Raw genomic sequence first — 16,888 nt, forward strand, 5'->3', positions numbered from 1 at the left:
CTAAGTGCCGCAGAATGTTTGGAAGCAGCGGCCGAAATCTTCCGGGGCGGGCTCGGCGTAGCGCTCGAATCCTGCCCGCTCGTCGTACGGCGAGTTGAGCGCGACCAGCAGCCGGGTGAACGGCTCCAGGTCGCCCGCCGTGGCGGCGGCCAGCGCCTCCTCGACGAGGTGGTTGCGGGGGATGTACACCGGATTGACCCGGCGCATCGCATCGATGTCCGGGCTCAGGCCGCGCCACCGGGACGCCCACGCCTCGAACGGCGGCGCGATGACACCGTCGGCGAGTCGGCGGAAGAACGAGGTGTAGTCGACGCGCTCGCTGTCGAGTAGCTCCACCAAATCCTCGGTGAGTTGCACGGCGGTTCCGTCCTCAACGTCGTGACCCAGTCCGAGCTTTCGGCGCATGCCCGCCAACCACGCTGCCGAGTACTGCGGCGCGAACTGCTGAAGCGACTCGGTGGCCAGCTCGACAGCGCGGTCCTGATCCTCAGCGATCAGCCCGAGCAACGCTTCGGCGAAGCGAGCCAGATTCCAGGTGGCCACCGAAGGCTGGTTGCCATAGGCGTACCGGCCCCACGAGTCGATCGAACTGAACACCGTTTTGGGGTCGAAGGCGTCCATGAACGCGCATGGCCCGTAGTCGATCGTCTCACCCGAGATCGTCATGTTGTCGGTGTTCATCACGCCGTGGACGAACCCGACCAGCATCCACTGCGCGACGAGGTCGGCTTGAGCTGCGATCACCGAGTCGAGCAGCGCCAGATACGGATTGTCTGCTTCGGCGGCGCCCGGGTAGTGCCTGCTGATCGCATGGTCGGCGAGTCGCCGCAGCACCTCGAGTTGGCCTGCGGCACCGACATATTGGAAGGTGCCGACGCGCAGATGGCTCGACGCGACACGGGCCAGCACGGCACCCTCCAGTGGGGTGTCCCGCTGGACGACGCGCCCGGTGGCCACAACCGACAGCGAACGGGTGGTCGGAATGCCCAGTGCGTGCATCGCCTCGCTGATCAGGTATTCGCGCAGCATCGGACCGATTGCCGCCAAGCCGTCGCCGCCGCGGGCGAACGGAGTGCGTCCCGACCCCTTCAGATGAAGATCCCGGGTCTGCCCGCCGGCATCGACCAGCTCGCCGAGCAGCAATGCGCGACCGTCGCCGAGCCGCGGCACCCAACCGCCGAACTGGTGTCCGGCATATCCCTGCGCGACGGGCTCGGCGTCCGCGGGCAGCCGGGTCCCGACCAGCAGACCGACGCCGTCGGAGCTGCGCAGCCACCCGGGATCCATTCCCAACTCCGCGGCCAGCGGCTCGTTGAGCACGAGCAGCCGTGGATCGGGTGCAACTTCGGCCTGCCAGCGCAGCGCGATCTCGGGCAGCTCGGCGGCGAATCGGTGGCCGAGGACGACGGTCGTGTCGGGCGCGATGCTCATTGACGACCAGCCTACGGAGAATTGCTGCTCGCGGTAGGGATGCTCACCCGGTCAGCGGCTTGAGCCGGACCGGTGTGCTTGCCAACAGGCCCAGCGGATCGACGTAGTCGGCTCGCGACGATGGACCCCACATCGCACCCCAGTGCAGGCACGCCGGTGCCGGGCAACCCGCGTGCCCGGGCAGCAGCCGGCCCAGCGGCGTCGACCCATCGACCAACTGACCGACCCGCACCGCGGCGTCGACCGGTTCGTAGCTGGTGCGCAATCCGCCGGCATGCGCCAGCGACACCACCGGGCGTCCGGCCAGCCTCCCGGCGAACACCACCGTCGCCGAGCCGGCGGCGTAAACCGGCTGGTCAGGCAGCCCGGCCAGGTCAACGCCGCGGTGGCCGCGCTGCCAGTCCGGTGACGGTGCATCGAAGGTCCTGGTCACCGATGGCGCAGGCCGCAGCGGCCACAGCAACCGCCCGGCGTCGGCACGTCCGGTACCCGCGCACACCAGCAACGCCGCCACCACCACCGCAAGGACCCGCATCGCTCCAGTTCAGCGTGTTATACGGGGAGGCGAAAGCCGCCAGGAGCCACATTGGGGACGGCCGCGGCGCTGTGGACAAAGCACCCCTTCGGGCGGTGTAAACTTTTGCCTGCAACTCGCGCGAGCGGGTTGACTTCGCGCGCCTGTTCCGCAAGTTCGCCACGTCGACACTTGCACCACGCATGCCGGTTGGTCTCGTCCGAGGTTTCACAACGACGGGTCGGCACGCCTCAGGCGCCAGGGCTTGGCTTCACCCGAAGCCGGGCGACAACCGACAACACATAAGGAATGGCCGACCCATGGCTGTTGTAACCATGAAGCAGCTGCTTGACAGCGGCACGCACTTCGGGCACCAGACCCGACGCTGGAACCCCAAGATGAAGCGGTTCATCTTCACCGACCGCAACGGCATCTACATCATCGATCTGCAGCAGACGCTGACCTACATCGATCAGGCTTACGAGTTCGTCAAGGAGACCGTCGCCCATGGCGGCACGATCCTGTTCGTCGGCACCAAGAAGCAGGCCCAGGAATCCATCGCCGAAGAGGCGACGCGCGTCGGCATGCCGTATGTGAACCAGCGCTGGCTGGGCGGCATGCTCACCAACTTCCAGACCGTGCACAAGCGCCTTCAGCGGATGAAGGAGCTCGAGGCCATGGAGCAGACCGGTGGCTTCGAGGGTCGCACCAAGAAGGAAATCTTGATGCTGACCCGCGAGAAGACCAAGCTCGAGCGCAGCCTCGGCGGTATCCGCGACATGGCCAAGGTGCCGTCCGCGGTGTGGGTCGTCGACACCAACAAGGAGCACCTCGCGATCAGCGAGGCCATCAAGCTCGGCATCCCGGTCATCGCGATCCTGGACACCAACTGCGACCCCGATCAGGTCAACTACCCGATCCCGGGCAACGACGACGCGATCCGCTCCGCGGCGCTGCTGACCAAGGTGATCGCCTCCGCGGTGGCCGAGGGTCTGCAGGCACGCTCCGGCGTCAATGCGGGCGACAAGGCCGACTCCGGTTCCGGAGCCGCTGCCGAGCCGCTCGCCGAGTGGGAGCAGGAGCTGCTCGCCAGCGCAACCGCGTCGGCCCCCAACGACGCTGGGCCGGTCGCCACCGAAACCACCACTGAAGGTTCTTAGTTCTTAGGGAAGGGCCACATGGCTAACTACACCGCTGCCGACGTCAAGCGGCTTCGGGAGCTCACCGGTGCGGGCATGCTCGACTGCAAGAACGCCCTGGCCGAGAGCGACGGCGACTTCGACAAGGCTGTCGAGGCGCTGCGCATCAAGGGCGCCAAGGACGTCGGCAAGCGCGCTGAGCGCGCCACCGCCGAAGGCCTGGTCGCCGCCAAGGGCGGGGCGATGATCGAGCTCAACTCCGAGACCGACTTCGTCGCCAAGAACGCCGAGTTCCAGCAGCTGGCCTCCGACGTGGTCGCGGCCGCGGCAGAGTCCAAGGCCGCCGACGTGGAGGCCCTCAAGGCCGCCAAAATCGGTGACAAGACGGTCGAGCAGGCCGTCGCGGAGCTGTCGGCCAAGATTGGCGAGAAGCTCGAACTGCGCCGTGCCACGTACTTCGACGGCAACGTCGAGGCCTACCTGCACAAGCGTGCTGCCGACCTGCCGCCCGCCGTGGGCGTGCTGGTCGAGTACACCGGTTCGGACAAAGAGGCCGCGCACTCGGTGGCACTGCAGATCGCCGCGCTGAAGGCCAAGTACCTGACCCGTGACGACGTCCCCGCCGACATCGTGGCCAACGAGCGCCACATCGCGGAGGAGACCGCCAAGGCCGAAGGCAAGCCCGAGCAGGCACTGCCCAAGATCATCGAGGGCAGGGTCACCGGCTTCTACAAGGACGTCGTGCTGCTCGACCAGCCGTCGGTGTCCGACAGCAAGAAGACGGTCAAGGCACTGCTCGACGAGGCCGGCGTGACCGTGACACGGTTCGTCCGGTTCGAGGTCGGCCAGGCCTAGCCCGACACCAAGCTTGGACGGAACACCAACCGTCCACTGGAAAACCCCGTGCCACATCCGGCGATCCCGGAGGCGCGGGGTTTTGCCATGTCTGGGGATCGCCGTTATTGAACACGTGCCTGCTAGCGTCGGCGGAATGCAACATGTGAACGCCTACCGCGACGACGCGCTCGGCACGATGGACGCCGTCGCCCTGGTCGACGCCCTCCGCACCGGCAAAGTGTCCCGCCCTGAGCTCGTCGAGGCCGCCATCGCGCGCACCGAGGCGGTCAACCCCATGCTCAACGGTTTGGCCCATCAGACGTTCGAGCGGGCACTGGCCCGCAGCCACGCCGGCGGCCGCGGATACTTCGACGGGGTGCCGACGTTCATCAAGGACAACGTCGACGTCGAAGGCATGCCGACGATGCAGGGCACCGACGCCTGGGAGCCGCGTCTGAAGCCCGCGCACGGTGAGTTCGCCAGTCTCTTCCTGGCCACCGGCCTGGTGCCGCTGGGCAAGACGCAGCTCTCGGAATTCGGGTTCAGCGCGTCCGCGGAGCATCCGCGGCTGGGCGCTGTGCGCAATCCCTGGGACACCGATTTCACCGCCGGCGCGTCGTCGTCGGGCTCCGGTGCGTTCGTCGCGGCAGGCGTGGTGCCCATCGCTCACGCCAATGACGGCGGCGGCTCCATCCGCATCCCCGCCGCCTGCAACGGTCTGGTGGGCCTCAAGCCTTCGCGGGGCCGGCTGCCGCTGGACAAGATGACCCGACAGATGCCGGTGCGCATCGTCAACGACGGGGTGCTGACCCGCAGTGTGCGCGACACCGCCGCGTTCTACCGGGAAGCCGAGCGAGTCTGGCGTGACCGCAAACTGCCACCGATCGGTGCCGTCACCGGGCCGAGCGCTGCCCGGCTGCGCATCGCCGTCGTGACCCAGTCGGTCGTCCGCCAGGCCGCGCCCAGCATCCGTGACCACACTCTGAAGACCGCCGAATTGCTTGCCGGCCTTGGCCATAACGTCGAGTACCTTGACCAGCCGCCGGTGCCGCGCTACTTCCTGGACGACTTCCTGTTGTACTGGGCATTTTTGGCGATGACACTGGTGCGCACCGGGCAGCGGACATTCGGGCAGAGTTTCGACAAGACGAAGCTCGACAACCTCACCCTGGGCCTCGACCGGCACGCCAGTCGCAACCTGCACAAGTTGCCGATCGCCATTACGCGGCTGCGCAGGCTGCGGCGGGTCACCGCCCGGCTCTATCAAACCTACGACGTGATCCTGATGCCCACGCTCGCCGATGAGACGCCCCGGATCGGTCATCTGGACCCCACCGCGGACTTCGAGCAGATCATGGACCGACTGATCGACTGGGTGGCGTTCACCCCGTTGCAGAACGCGACCGGCGAGCCGGCAATCTCCCTGCCACTGGCCCAATCCGCGTCCGGGATGCCGGTGGGCATGATGCTGGCCGGACCGCTCGGCCACGAACGCCGACTCCTGGAACTCGCCTACGAACTCGAGGCCGCGCAGCCGTGGCCGCGCATCGACACCGCGCACCAACAGCCGCTGTCGCAGTAGTTGGCGCGGACACCTTGATTTAACAGCCGGGGTGTTCGCGTAACTCGAGGGACATCAGCGGATTCGGTGGCCGAAACAGTCCACGCCGAATATTTTCGGTGTGGAAACCTCTGCCTCCACAACGATTTCGCGGCCATCGGTGATCGCCACAACATCCGGAAACAAGACGTTCGTGCGTCTGCTCCGGTTTGCTTGGGCGAACATCCGCCGGCGGCCCGAACGGTTTGTGCTGTCGGTTCTCGGTATCGCACTGGCGATCACCTGCGTGACGGTGGTGCGCACGATTTCATCGAGCTTCGCCATCACCGGCGCCGATTCGGTGACCGACGTGCTCGGTGGTGCTCAACTGTGGGCGGTGCCCGCCGCGGGCGTCCACTACGACAGCTCGGTGCAGGCGCTCGTCGCCGACGGTCCGGTCCCGGCGATCGACGCCCCCGGGGGGTGGCGTGCGATCAAGACGCTCTCGGGCACCACCGACATCGGCGGTACGCCGGTCTCACTGCGTGGCGGCGACGAAATCCCGGACGGTCAAGCGGTTTTGGGCTCCGGTGTCGCGCAGCGTCTGGGTGTGCACGACGGTGACCGGGTCAGCGTCGGCTCGCAGAGCCTCGCTGTGGTGGTGCGCGGCGCGGGAGAATCGGTCACGGTGTCGACCCCACTGGCGCGCACCGTGGTGGGCGACAACGGGTGGTGGACCGTGTTCGCGCCGACCGGGCAGGAGAAGAGCCGAACCCTCGGCAGCGCCTTCGGTGACGCGGTAGGACTGCGGTCGACCTCCGATCCGTCCGTCAAGCCCGATCCCGGTGGCCCGGGACTGATCTACGACACGGTGGGCGGAACCGGTCCGCTGACATTCGACCAGAAGTTCTCGGCGCTGTTCTCCGGCAAGGTCACCAGCTCGACGCTGGGCATCATCTCGATCATCGGGCTGGTGCTGGGCTTCATCATCGCGGTGTCGTCTTTCCTGGCGGCTGTGCAGGAACGCCGCCGTGAGTTCGGCATCATGTCCAGCATCGGCCTGGCCGACGAGGTGCTCTATTTCTTCCTGGTGGAGTCCGCCGTGGTGTTCGTGGCGGCCTACGTGGTGGGCGTGCTGACCGCGGGAGTCGCTGTGTGGCTGGTGATTCCGGGCATCGCCACCCCGGTTGCCTGGCTGCAGGCGGCGGGCATGGTGGCGGGCTTCCTGCCCGCGATGTCGATCGTCGGCGCGCTGATACCGGTGCATCGCCTGCTGCAGAACCGTCCGGTCGACCTGCTCGGAGCGCGCTGATGATGAAATTCGGACTCTCCTACGGCTGGCTGGCGGCACGACGCCGGGTCCGCGAGATGGTGCTACCGATCGTCACCACCGCAACGGGCGCCTTCCTCGTCGTCATCGTCTTCGGAATGTCGGCCGGCATCCAGGAACAGTCGGCGTCGCTGGGCCATGCCAACGAGATCGGCCGGGCCGTCATCCTGATCGCGATCACCGTGCTGCTGGTGGGTGTCGTGGAAGTGGCGGTGGCGACCACCCGCACGATCGCCCACCGCACCCGCGAACTCGGGGTGCTCGGCGCCACCGGAGTGCCGCGCCGTCCCGTCATCGCCGCACTGCTCGTGGAGCCGGCCGTCGCGGCCACGCTCGGAGCGATTGTCGGTGTGGTACTGGCGATGATCGCCGCTGTTGCACTGGGAATGCTCGGCCTGGTGCCCACCGGGGTGTCGGCGGTCGGTCTTGGATTCGGCGCGGCGATCGCGATCGTCGTCAGCATCGCCGCCGCTCTGGCGACCAGCGTCATACCCACCTGGAACGCGGCGTCGCGTCCCCCTGTCCACTCCCTGTCGACCGGAGGTTAGACATGACCGCAGTCGAAGACGCCGTCTCCGACGTCGCATCGGCGCCCGAGCCGTCGCCGGTGATCGAGATCAGCGACGTGTGGAAGCTGCACAAGCTCGGCGACGAAGTCGTCAAAGCCCTGATCTCCGCCGAGTTGACCGTGATGCCAGGCGAATTCGTCTGCCTGATGGGTCCGAGCGGTAGCGGCAAGTCGACGCTGTTGAACATCATCGGCGGCTTGGACCGGCCGACCAAAGGGTCGGTGCTGATCGCAGGCCGGGACACCGCCAGGCTGACCGAAAGCCAGTTCGCCGCGCTGCGCCACGACACCATCGGGTTCATCTTCCAGAGCTACAACCTGATCCCGTTCCTGTCCGCGGTGGAGAACGTCGAGCTGCCGCTGATGTTCGAGCCGTACGACCGTAAGGCGTTGCGGCAGCGCGCACTCGACCTGCTCGACCTGGTCGGGCTGAGCCACCGCGTGCACCACCAGCCGACCAAGATGTCGGGCGGCGAGCAGCAGCGCACCGCGATCGCGCGGTCGCTGATCAGTAACCCGACGCTGGTGCTGGCCGACGAGCCGACGGCGAATCTGGACCACCGCACGGGGGAAACGGTGGTGCGCATGCTGCGCGACCTGTGCTCAACGCTGGGCGTGACGGTCGTTGCCAGCACCCACGATCCCACGGTGGCCGATGAAGCGAGCCGTGTCGTCCGGATGAGAGACGGACAAATCATCAATTGATCCAACTCCGATGGGGAGTTACGTATGACGCAACAAATAGACGCGCCGGCCTCGGCCGGACGTGACAAGCTGCTGACCACAGAGCTCGTTCCCGAGCAGGTACTGCCGAAGGTGATGACCACCTTCGGCCTGACCGCCACCTACGTCTTCATCATCTGCTGGATCACCGGCTCGTCGATCATGGCCGCCGGCGGGTGGACCGCGATCCCGATGTGGATTCTCGGCATTCTCACCTTCCTGATTCCGGCGGGCATGGCGGTCGCCGAACTGGGCAACCTGTGGCCCGGTGAAGGTGGTGTCTATATCTGGGCGACCCGAACCATGGGGGAGACATGGGGATTCATCGGCGGCTACCTGTCGTGGATTCCGGTGGTGCTCAACTCCGCGTCGTCGCCGGCGATCATCCTGCAGTTCCTGCTGCTGGCCTTCCACGCCGAGCTGGGCCTGACGCTCACCATCATCATCCAGGTGGCGTTGCTGTGGGCCGTCATCGGGCTGGCGCTGGCCAAACTCGCTGCCAACCAACGCATCATGAACACCGTCTTCGTCATCTACTGGGCCCTGACCGCCGTCATCTTCATCGCCGGCGTCGTCTACGCCTTCCGTAACGGGTCGGCGCAGCCGTTCACCGCGCACGCCGCGCTGGTGCCCGATTTCGCCGGAGCGGGTTTCCTGTACGGCACGGTGCTGCTGTACCTGGTGGGTGTCGAGACGCCGTACAACATGGGCGCCGAGTTCCTCTCGGTGCGCAAGAGTGGCCCGAAGATGGTGGTCTACGGATCGATCGCGCTGATCCTGATCTATCTGTTGACCACCTTGGGCACCGTGATGGTGTTGCCTGCCGACCAGGTCGACCCGGTCACCGGCGTCATCGGCATGCTGGGGACCGCCGCTCCCAAGGGCGTGATGGAAGTCGCGGCCGTGGTGTTGGCCTGCATCGTGTTCGTCGCGCTGATGAGCTACCAGGTGACCTATTCGCGGCTGATCTTCGTCTCCGGCCTGGAGCGTCACCTGCCGCGAATCTTCACCCACCTCAACCCGCGTACGCGCAACCCCGTCACCGCCGTGCTGATCCAGGGCGTGCTGTCGTCGTTGCTGATCGTCGGGTTGTACTCGCAGAGCAGCATGGCCAACGTCACGGTGTTCCTGCAGGGTGGCCTGTCCATCGCCTGGCTGATCTCCGGGTTCTTCTTCCTGTTCCCGGTCATCCTGGCGCGCAAGAAGTACGCGGATCGCTATGCCGCCGAGAAGTTCTGGCGGATTCCCGGTGGCACGGTGGGCGTCTGGATCACCGTGACCATCGGCACGCTGGGCACCCTGGGCGGCATCTACTACTCGTTCGCCAAGTCGTGGATCAAGGACGTCCCCGACAGCACCTGGATGATGTGGACCGGCAGCATCGCGGTCGGCATGTTCGCCCTCGGCGTCATCGTCTACATCTTCGGCCGGCGCTCGGCACGCAAGATGACCGAAGGAGACGCACTGGCCCATCTGGCTGTGCTCGATCTCAAGAAGTCCGAATCACCTAGCCCTGAGGCGGTTTGACCGACAATGACCATGGACAGCACCGTGCTGAGCACGGGAACGACCGATGACCGCGCCGCTTACCCGCTCGACCCGCTCAGCGGTGCCGAGATCGAGATGGCGGCCGCGATCGTCAAAGAGTCCGACTATGCAACGCCGACACTGAAATTCGTGATGATCCAGCTCGCCGAGCCGGACAAGAACGCGCAGCTGACGTTCGAGTCGGCGACCGATGTCCCGCGTCGTGCCTTCTGCACGATGTACGACGCGGCAGCCAAGCTGGTCTACGAATCGGTCGTCGACATCGGCGCCCGGGTGGTGGAGTCCTGGACCGCGATCCCGGGCCGCTTCCCGTCGTATCTGGTCGAGCACATGACCGGCGTCGAGGAGGTGGTCCGGGCGGACCCGCGCTGGCAGGAGGCGATGCGCAAGCGCGGCATCACCGATTTCGACCTGGCGATGATCGATCCGTGGCCGGCCGGCTACTACGGCGCGCAGGATCATTACGAGAACTCACCGCTGATCTGCCGCCCGCTGACGTTCATGCGGGCGGCGCCGTCGGAGCACGGATACGCGCGTCCGGTGGAAGGGGTCATCGTGACCTTCGACCTCGACTCCATGACGGTGCTCGATGTCGAAGACCACGGCGTGGTGCCGTTGCCGCCCAAAGCGGGCAACTACTCGGCGCAGTTCATGTTCGACGCCGACAACCGGCCGGCCTTCACCGAGTTCCGGGACGACGTCAAAACCATCGAGATCACCCAGCCGGACGGACCGAGCTTCACCGTCGACGGCTGGAAGGTTCAGTGGCAGAAGTGGTCTCTGCGGGTGGGATTCAACCCCCGCGAGGGTCTGACGTTGCACGAGATCACCTACAACGACCGGGGTACCGTCCGGCCGATCATGTACCGGGCCGCGCTCTCGGAAATGGTGGTGCCGTACGGGGACACCTCGCCGACGCACTGGAACAAGAACGTCTTCGACATGGGCGAGGTCGGCATGGGCTTCTCGGCGAACCCGCTGACCCTGGGTTGCGACTGTCTGGGCGAGATCTTCTACTTCGACGGCATGGTGCACGATTCCGACGGCAACGCGGTCACCATCCCGAATGCGATCTGCATGCACGAAGAAGACTACGGAATCTCCTGGAAGCACACCGATTTTCGCACGGGCGAGGTCGAGGTGCGCCGGTCGCGCCGGCTGGTGATCTCGATGATCTGCACCGTCGGCAACTATGAGTACGGATTCTTCTGGTACCTGTACAACGACGCATCGATCGAGATGGAGGTCAAACTCTCCGGGGTGCTCACGACAGGGTCGATTCCCGAGGGGGAGAAGCCGCGGTGGGGCAAGCTCGTGGCGCCCGGTATCTACGGCCCGAATCACCAGCACTTCTTCAGCTTCCGGCTCGACATGGCCATTGACGGAGCGAACAACAGTGTCTACGAGGTGGATTCGATCGCCGAGCCCGATCCGGCGCTCAATCCGCACCACAACGCCTGGATCACCAGAGACACCCTGGTGGCGTCGGAGGCCGAGGGTGCGCGGGACTGGAACTGGCAGACCGGGCGGTACTGGAAGGTCACCAACCCGTCGAAGATCAACGAACTCGGCGCCGAGGTGGGCTACAAGCTGGTGCCACGTGATCCGGTACCGGTGATGGTGCAGGAGGGCTCCTACATCTATGACCGGGCCCGCTTCGTGCAGCACAACTTGTGGGTGACGAAGTACGACCCGGCCGAGAAGTTCGCCGCCGGGGACTACATGTATCAGTGTGCGGAGGCGCAGGGTCTGCCCGAGTACATCGCCGACGACGCACCGTTGGACAACACCGACGTGGTGCTCTGGTACACGGTGGGGGCACATCACATCGTCCGGCCCGAGGACTGGCCGGTGATGCCCTGCGCGTACACCGGATTCCACCTCAAGCCGATCGGCTTCTTCGACGGCAATCCCGCGCTCGACCTGCCGCCGTCACCACCGAAAGGCTGTCACGCCAATCACTGACAACCACCGACGCTGCACCGCAACGTAATTCGGGAGCAGCTTTTAGTCCGGGGCACCGAGGGCGGCGAGAATGTTACGGAATTCTCGCCGCTGCTCGGCGGACAGGCCCGCCATCAGCCGCTGCTCGGCGGCTCGCACACCCGTCTCGGTGCTGCTCAACAGCTCCGCACCGGCGCGGGTCAGCTTCGCCGGCAGCGACCGGCCCGAGGTCACGGTGTCGGGGCGGGTGACCAGCCCGCGTTCTTCGAGGCTACGCAGCACCATGTTCATCGCCTGTGGCGAGACGCCGGTGTCGCGGGCCAGTTCGGCGTTCGAGCGGTCGGGGAAGCGCGACAGAATTCGCATGCAGATGTACTGGGGGAACGACAGGCTGGCAGGTTCCAGCGCGGTGGCGCTCACTTCGGCGCGCAGCGCCGAGGCCACCCGGTGCATCAGATAGCCCAGCGGCTCATCGTGGCCTCCACCCATGTCAATGATATTGACATATATCAACTTGATTGATAGTCGTGGAGGTATGAGCACAGAGGATCTTTTTGATTCGGCCTACCGTCAGTCGGCTCCGGAGTTCGCGGGCTTTCGTCCGCCATGGAGCATCGACGAGCCGCAGCCCGAAATCGCGGCACTCATCGACCAGGGCAAGTTCCACGGCGATGTCCTCGACGCCGGCTGCGGGGAGGCGGCCGTCTCGATCCACCTCGCCGAGCGCGGGTTCACCACTGTCGGCCTGGACCTGTCGCCCGCGGCCATCGAGCTGGCCCGGGCGGAGGCGGCCAAGCGCGGCCTACACAACGCGAGTTTCGAGGTCGCCGACATCAGCGACTTCGGCGGCTACGACGGCAGATTTGGCACCATCGTCGACTCGACGCTGTTCCACTCGATGCCGGTGGAGTTGCGCGACGGGTATCAGCGCTCGATCGTGCGTGCGGCCGCACCGGGGGCGTCCTACTTCGTCCTGGTCTTCGATGCCGCAACGATGCCAGCCAACGGGCCCGCGCATCCCGTGACCGCTGACGAGTTGCGCGCTGCGGTCGAGCCGTACTGGGTGATCGACGAGATCCGGCCGGCCCGTATTCACGCGAACGTGCCGGAGCAGATGGCACACATGGTGGAGTTCGCCGGTGGTGACCTGCGCGAGGAGGCCAAGGGCCGCAAGTCGATGGCGGCCTGGCTGCTCTCGGCGCACCTCGGGTGAATCCGTCCGCGACGGGGCGCTGCGTGTCGTAGGCTCTGCCGCATGGAACTACTACGTCATGTAGTTGTACTGGTGCATATCGTCGGGTTCGCGGTGACGTTCGGCGCGTGGGCGGCCGAGGGGGCTGCCCGAAGGTTTCGCACCACCCGGTTGATGGACTACGGCCTGCTGGTCTCACTGCTCACCGGTCTGGCGCTGGCCGCGCCGTGGCCCGCCGGAATTGTCTTGAACTATCCCAAGATCGGGGTCAAGCTGGCCATCCTGGTGGTAATCGGTGGCCTGCTCGGTATGGGCAACGCCCGGCAGCGGCGTACCGGCGAGCCGGTCCCGCGTCCGGTCTTCCTCTCGGTGGGGGTCTTATCGCTGACGGCAGCGGGTATCGCTGTGCTGTGGTGACGTGCGCACCAGGAAGAACCCGGGAAATCGGCACCGTCGGCGATGAGGCAGGATGGAAGTGCCGTCCCGAAAGTCGCCGGGATGGCACTCTCATGCCAGGAGCCCGACTAGTCCGAGGAGTCTGATGGGGGAGACGGCCAACAGCAACGGTGCCGGCACGGGGGAATTGCGCCCGCATTTCAACAGGGTGGTGCTCAAGCTCGGCGGGGAGATGTTCGGCGGCGGATCAGTCGGGCTCGATCCTGACGTCGTCGCCCAGGTGGCCCGCCAGATCGCCGAGGTGGTCCGCAGTGGCGTCCAGGTTGCCGTCGTCATCGGCGGCGGAAACTTCTTCCGTGGCGCGCAATTGCAGCAGCGCGGGATGGAACGGACTCGCTCCGATTACATGGGCATGCTGGGCACGGTGATGAACAGTCTTGCGCTGCAAGACTTCCTGGAGAAGGAAGGCATCGTCACCCGGGTCCAGACCGCCATCACCATGGGGCAGGTCGCGGAGCCCTACATCCCGCTGCGTGCGGTGCGGCACCTGGAGAAGGGGCGCGTCGTGATCTTCGGCGCCGGCATGGGTCTGCCGTATTTCTCCACCGACACCACCGCCGCGCAGCGTGCCCTGGAGATTCGCGCGGACATCGTGCTGATGGCCAAGGCGGTCGACGGTGTCTTCACCGCCGACCCGCGGGAGAACCCGAACGCCGAGATGCTCACCGAAATCAGCCACCGCGAAGTGCTCGACCGCGGGCTTCAGGTCGCCGACGCCACGGCGTTCAGTTTGTGCATGGACAACGGAATGCCGATCCTGGTCTTCAACCTGCTCACCGACGGGAATATCGCCCGGGCGGTCGCGGGTGAGAAGATCGGAACTCTGGTCAGCGGTTGAGGAGGACCAAGTGATTGAAGAGGCGCTCTTCGATGCCGAAGAGAAGATGGAGAAAGCCGTCGCGGTCGCCCGCGACGACTTGGCGTCCATCCGGACCGGACGGGCCAACCCGGGAATGTTCTCGCGCGTCGTCGTCGACTACTACGGGTCGCCGACGCCGATCACGCAGTTGTGCAGCGTCAACGTGCCCGAGGCGCGGATGGTCGTCATCAAGCCCTACGAGGCGTCGCAGCTTCGGGCGATCGAAGACGCGATCCGCAACTCCGATCTCGGGGTGAATCCCACCAACGACGGCAACATCATCCGGGTGTCGATCCCGCAGCTGACCGAGGAACGCCGCCGCGATCTGGTCAAGCAGGCCAAGTCCAAGGGCGAGGACGCCAAGGTGTCGGTGCGCAACGTGCGCCGTCGCGCCATGGAGGAACTGCACCGCATCCGCAAGGACGGCGAGGCCGGCGAGGACGAGGTCGGGCGCGCCGAGAAGGATCTGGACAAGGCCACGTCCACCTACGTCGGCCAGATCGACGAATTGGTCAAGCACAAGGAAGGCGAATTGCTGGAGGTGTAGCCACCTTTCAGCAACGCATCGAAGTGGCGGAAACCGATACCGGCGGCGCGGCCGCGCAGCCAGCGCCCAAGAGCTCGCGCGCAGGGCGTGATCTGCCCGCCGCCATCGCCGTCGGCGTCGTGCTGGGCGCGATGGCGATCGGCAGCCTGCTGTTCGCCCCGAAGTGGTGGATGCCGCTACTGGCCATCGCGATGGCGATCGCCACGCACGAGGTGGTTCGCCGGCTTCGCGAGCACGGGTATGTGATGCCCGTCGTGCCGCTGCTGGTCGGCGGGCAGGCGATGATCTGGCTGGCCTGGCCGTGGGGCGTGGCGGGAACGCTGGGCGCCTACGGCGGCACGATCGTGGTCGCGATGGTGTGGCGCCTGCTCGGCCAGGGGCTGCGCGAGCAGCCCGTCAACTACCTTCGCGACATCGCCGCCTCGGTGCTGCTGGCCACCTGGGTGCCGTTGTTCGCGAGTTTCACCGCACTGCTGATCTTCCAGGACAACGGCGGCGCCCGGGTGTTCACCGTGATCGCCACTGTCGTGTTCGCCGATATCGGCGGTTACACGGCCGGCGTGCTGTTCGGCAAGCACCTGCTGGCCCCGGCGATCAGCCCCAAGAAATCCTGGGAAGGGCTCGGCGGCTCACTGCTGTTCGGTGTCACCGCTGCCGTGCTTTCGGTCACGTTCCTGCTGCACAAACCGGCCTGGGTCGGTCTGCCGCTCGGGCTGATGCTGGTGATCACCGGCGTGCTCGGCGACCTGGTCGAGTCCCAGGTCAAGCGTGACCTCGGCATCAAGGACATGGGCACGCTGCTGCCCGGCCACGGCGGGATCATGGACCGCATCGACGCGATGCTGCCGTCGGCCGTCGCCGGCTGGATAGTCCTGACTCTGCTGGCCTGACCGCCATACTGGAGCCAATGAAACAAGAGCTTGTCTTCGAGGCGCCACGGCGTGGGTTACCGCCGCGGCATCTCGCCGACTTGGACGCCGACGCCCGCGCGACCGCGGTGGCCGAACTCGGGCTGCCGGCATTTCGGGCCAAGCAGCTCGCGCAGCAGTATTACGGGCGGTTGCTCGCCGACCCGCAGCAGATGACCGATCTGCCCGCAGCAGTCCGTGACGCCGTCGCCGATGCGTTGTTCCCGACGCTGCTCTCGGTGGCCAAAGAGATCGAGTGCGACGCGGGAGAGACCCGAAAGACGTTGTGGCGCGCCCACGATGGCACCACATTCGAATCCGTGCTGATGCGCTACCCGAACCGCACCACGGTGTGCATCTCGTCGCAGGCCGGCTGCGGCATGGCGTGCCCGTTCTGCGCGACCGGACAGGGCGGCCTGACCCGCAACCTGAGCACCGCCGAGATCCTGGAGCAGGTCCGGGCGGCGGCGGTGACCTCGCGCGACGAGTTCGGCGAGCGCCTGTCGAATGTGGTGTTCATGGGGATGGGCGAGCCACTGGCCAACTATTCGCGAGTGCTTGCCACCGTGCAGCGCATCACCGCGGCCCCGCCGGAGGGCTTCGGGATCTCCGCGCGGTCGGTCACGGTGTCGACGGTCGGGCTGGCACCGGCGATCCGCAAGCTCGCCGACGAACACCTCGGTGTGACGCTGGCGCTGTCCCTGCACACCCCGGACGACGAGCTGCGCGACACCCTGGTGCCGGTGAACAACCGCTGGCCGGTCAGCGAAGTGCTTGACGCCGCCCGCTACTACGCCGATCAGACCGGCCGGCGGGTGTCGATCGAGTACGCGCTGATCCGTGACGTCAACGACCAGCCGTGGCGGGCCGACCTACTGGGCAAGAAGCTTCATCAGGTGCTCGGCCCGTTGGCGCACGTGAACCTGATTCCGCTGAACCCGACGCCCGGCAGTGAGTGGGACGCCAGCCCCAAGCCGGTGGAACGCGAATTCGTCCGCCGGGTGCGGGCTCAGGGAGTGTCGTGCACTGTGCGGGACACCCGTGGGCGGGAGATCGCGGCGGCGTGTGGTCAGCTCGCCGCCGGCGGTTAGCTAGCGGATCCAGCCGCGGCGACGACCCCACCAGTCGCGGACGGTCGCGCCGAACACCAGCACCGCGAACACGATCAGCACGTAATCCTCGACGTGACCGACGTGGTTGCCCTTCAGCATCGCCAGCAGGAAGACCGTGACGAAGATGCCAAGAGCGTGCCAGGTGCGCGGGTTGATCTTGCTCCAGCCCCAGGCAGCTGAGGGTACGTCGGCCGGATCGACCTCTGAATAGCGCTCCACCTCGGTGCTGACCATTGCGGC

At 66.4% G+C, this 16,888-nt stretch carries 18 protein-coding genes; 14 read left to right on the forward strand and 4 right to left on the reverse strand.

Annotation, left to right across the window (positions count from 1 at the left end; translation table 11 throughout):
* Entirely contained in the window at window positions 1–1,431 is a 1,431-nt protein-coding gene (locus G6N32_RS09305) for a protein adenylyltransferase SelO (protein WP_115319349.1), read from the reverse strand.
* A gap of 43 nt (window positions 1,432–1,474) precedes the next feature.
* Complete coding sequence (locus G6N32_RS09310; protein ID WP_115319350.1) at window positions 1,475–1,966, reverse strand: M23 family metallopeptidase; 492 nt, start codon at window positions 1,964–1,966, stop codon at window positions 1,475–1,477.
* Window positions 1,967–2,265: 299 nt separating this feature from the next.
* Here G6N32_RS09310 and rpsB point away from each other — a divergent pair, with 299 nt between their 5' ends.
* The 8 genes from rpsB to G6N32_RS09350 all read left to right on the forward strand — a co-directional run bounded on the left by rpsB (window position 2,266) and on the right by G6N32_RS09350 (window position 11,595).
* Entirely contained in the window at window positions 2,266–3,105 is an 840-nt protein-coding gene (gene rpsB, locus G6N32_RS09315) for a 30S ribosomal protein S2 (protein ID WP_036339000.1), read from the forward strand.
* A gap of 18 nt (window positions 3,106–3,123) precedes the next feature.
* Window positions 3,124–3,939, forward strand: a complete 816-nt coding sequence (gene tsf, locus G6N32_RS09320) for a translation elongation factor Ts (RefSeq protein ID WP_115319351.1) — start codon at window positions 3,124–3,126, stop codon at window positions 3,937–3,939.
* Window positions 3,940–4,075: 136 nt separating this feature from the next.
* Window positions 4,076–5,503 carry an amidase gene (locus G6N32_RS09325; protein WP_115319352.1) on the forward strand — a complete coding sequence of 476 codons (1,428 nt, stop codon included), beginning with the start codon at window positions 4,076–4,078 and terminating at the stop codon, window positions 5,501–5,503.
* 100 nt (window positions 5,504–5,603) lie between these two features.
* Window positions 5,604–6,773 carry an FtsX-like permease family protein gene (locus tag G6N32_RS09330; protein WP_163789207.1) on the forward strand — a complete coding sequence of 390 codons (1,170 nt, stop codon included), beginning with the start codon at window positions 5,604–5,606 and terminating at the stop codon, window positions 6,771–6,773.
* Window positions 6,773–7,339 (forward strand): ABC transporter permease, encoded by a 567-nt coding sequence (locus G6N32_RS09335; protein ID WP_115319354.1) that lies wholly within the window; start codon window positions 6,773–6,775, stop codon window positions 7,337–7,339. The genes G6N32_RS09330 and G6N32_RS09335 overlap by 1 nt, the downstream gene beginning before the upstream one ends.
* Window positions 7,340–7,341: 2 nt before the next feature.
* Window positions 7,342–8,064: an ABC transporter ATP-binding protein gene (locus tag G6N32_RS09340; protein WP_115319355.1), complete on the forward strand. Its 723-nt coding sequence runs from the start codon at window positions 7,342–7,344 to the stop codon at window positions 8,062–8,064.
* Window positions 8,065–8,088: 24 nt separating this feature from the next.
* Window positions 8,089–9,609: an APC family permease gene (locus G6N32_RS09345; protein ID WP_163789209.1), complete on the forward strand. Its 1,521-nt coding sequence runs from the start codon at window positions 8,089–8,091 to the stop codon at window positions 9,607–9,609.
* Between the two features lie 6 nt (window positions 9,610–9,615).
* Window positions 9,616–11,595, forward strand: a complete 1,980-nt coding sequence (locus G6N32_RS09350) for a primary-amine oxidase (protein WP_115319356.1) — start codon at window positions 9,616–9,618, stop codon at window positions 11,593–11,595.
* Between the two features lie 42 nt (window positions 11,596–11,637).
* Here G6N32_RS09350 and G6N32_RS09355 read toward each other — a convergent pair whose 3' ends face one another.
* On the reverse strand, window positions 11,638–12,063 hold the full coding sequence (locus tag G6N32_RS09355; protein ID WP_115319357.1) for a MarR family winged helix-turn-helix transcriptional regulator: 426 nt from the start codon (window positions 12,061–12,063) through the stop codon (window positions 11,638–11,640).
* Between the two features lie 46 nt (window positions 12,064–12,109).
* Between G6N32_RS09355 and G6N32_RS09360 the strand changes: the two genes are divergently transcribed.
* The 6 genes from G6N32_RS09360 (at window position 12,110) to rlmN (ending at window position 16,627) form a co-directional block, all read left to right on the forward strand.
* Window positions 12,110–12,787, forward strand: coding sequence for a class I SAM-dependent methyltransferase (locus tag G6N32_RS09360; protein WP_115319358.1), 678 nt, complete (start codon window positions 12,110–12,112; stop codon window positions 12,785–12,787).
* 42 nt (window positions 12,788–12,829) lie between these two features.
* Window positions 12,830–13,183, forward strand: a complete 354-nt coding sequence (locus G6N32_RS09365; RefSeq protein WP_102806847.1) for a Fe-S protein — start codon at window positions 12,830–12,832, stop codon at window positions 13,181–13,183.
* A gap of 124 nt (window positions 13,184–13,307) precedes the next feature.
* Window positions 13,308–14,060: a UMP kinase gene (gene pyrH, locus G6N32_RS09370; protein ID WP_115319359.1), complete on the forward strand. Its 753-nt coding sequence runs from the start codon at window positions 13,308–13,310 to the stop codon at window positions 14,058–14,060.
* 10 nt (window positions 14,061–14,070) lie between these two features.
* Window positions 14,071–14,628, forward strand: a complete 558-nt coding sequence (gene frr, locus G6N32_RS09375) for a ribosome recycling factor (RefSeq protein ID WP_115319360.1) — start codon at window positions 14,071–14,073, stop codon at window positions 14,626–14,628.
* 23 nt (window positions 14,629–14,651) lie between these two features.
* Window positions 14,652–15,518: a phosphatidate cytidylyltransferase gene (locus tag G6N32_RS09380; RefSeq protein WP_115319361.1), complete on the forward strand. Its 867-nt coding sequence runs from the start codon at window positions 14,652–14,654 to the stop codon at window positions 15,516–15,518.
* 17 nt (window positions 15,519–15,535) lie between these two features.
* Window positions 15,536–16,627, forward strand: coding sequence for a dual-specificity RNA methyltransferase RlmN (rlmN, locus tag G6N32_RS09385; RefSeq protein WP_115319362.1), 1,092 nt, complete (start codon window positions 15,536–15,538; stop codon window positions 16,625–16,627).
* Here the strand turns inward: rlmN and G6N32_RS09390 are convergent, their stop codons facing one another.
* On the reverse strand, window positions 16,628–16,882 hold the full coding sequence (locus tag G6N32_RS09390) for a DUF2631 domain-containing protein (RefSeq protein ID WP_115319363.1): 255 nt from the start codon (window positions 16,880–16,882) through the stop codon (window positions 16,628–16,630).
* Window positions 16,883–16,888 lie beyond the last annotated feature (6 nt).

It is taken from the genome of Mycolicibacterium aichiense (genome assembly GCF_010726245.1).
Lineage (GTDB): Bacteria > Actinomycetota > Actinomycetes > Mycobacteriales > Mycobacteriaceae > Mycobacterium > Mycobacterium aichiense.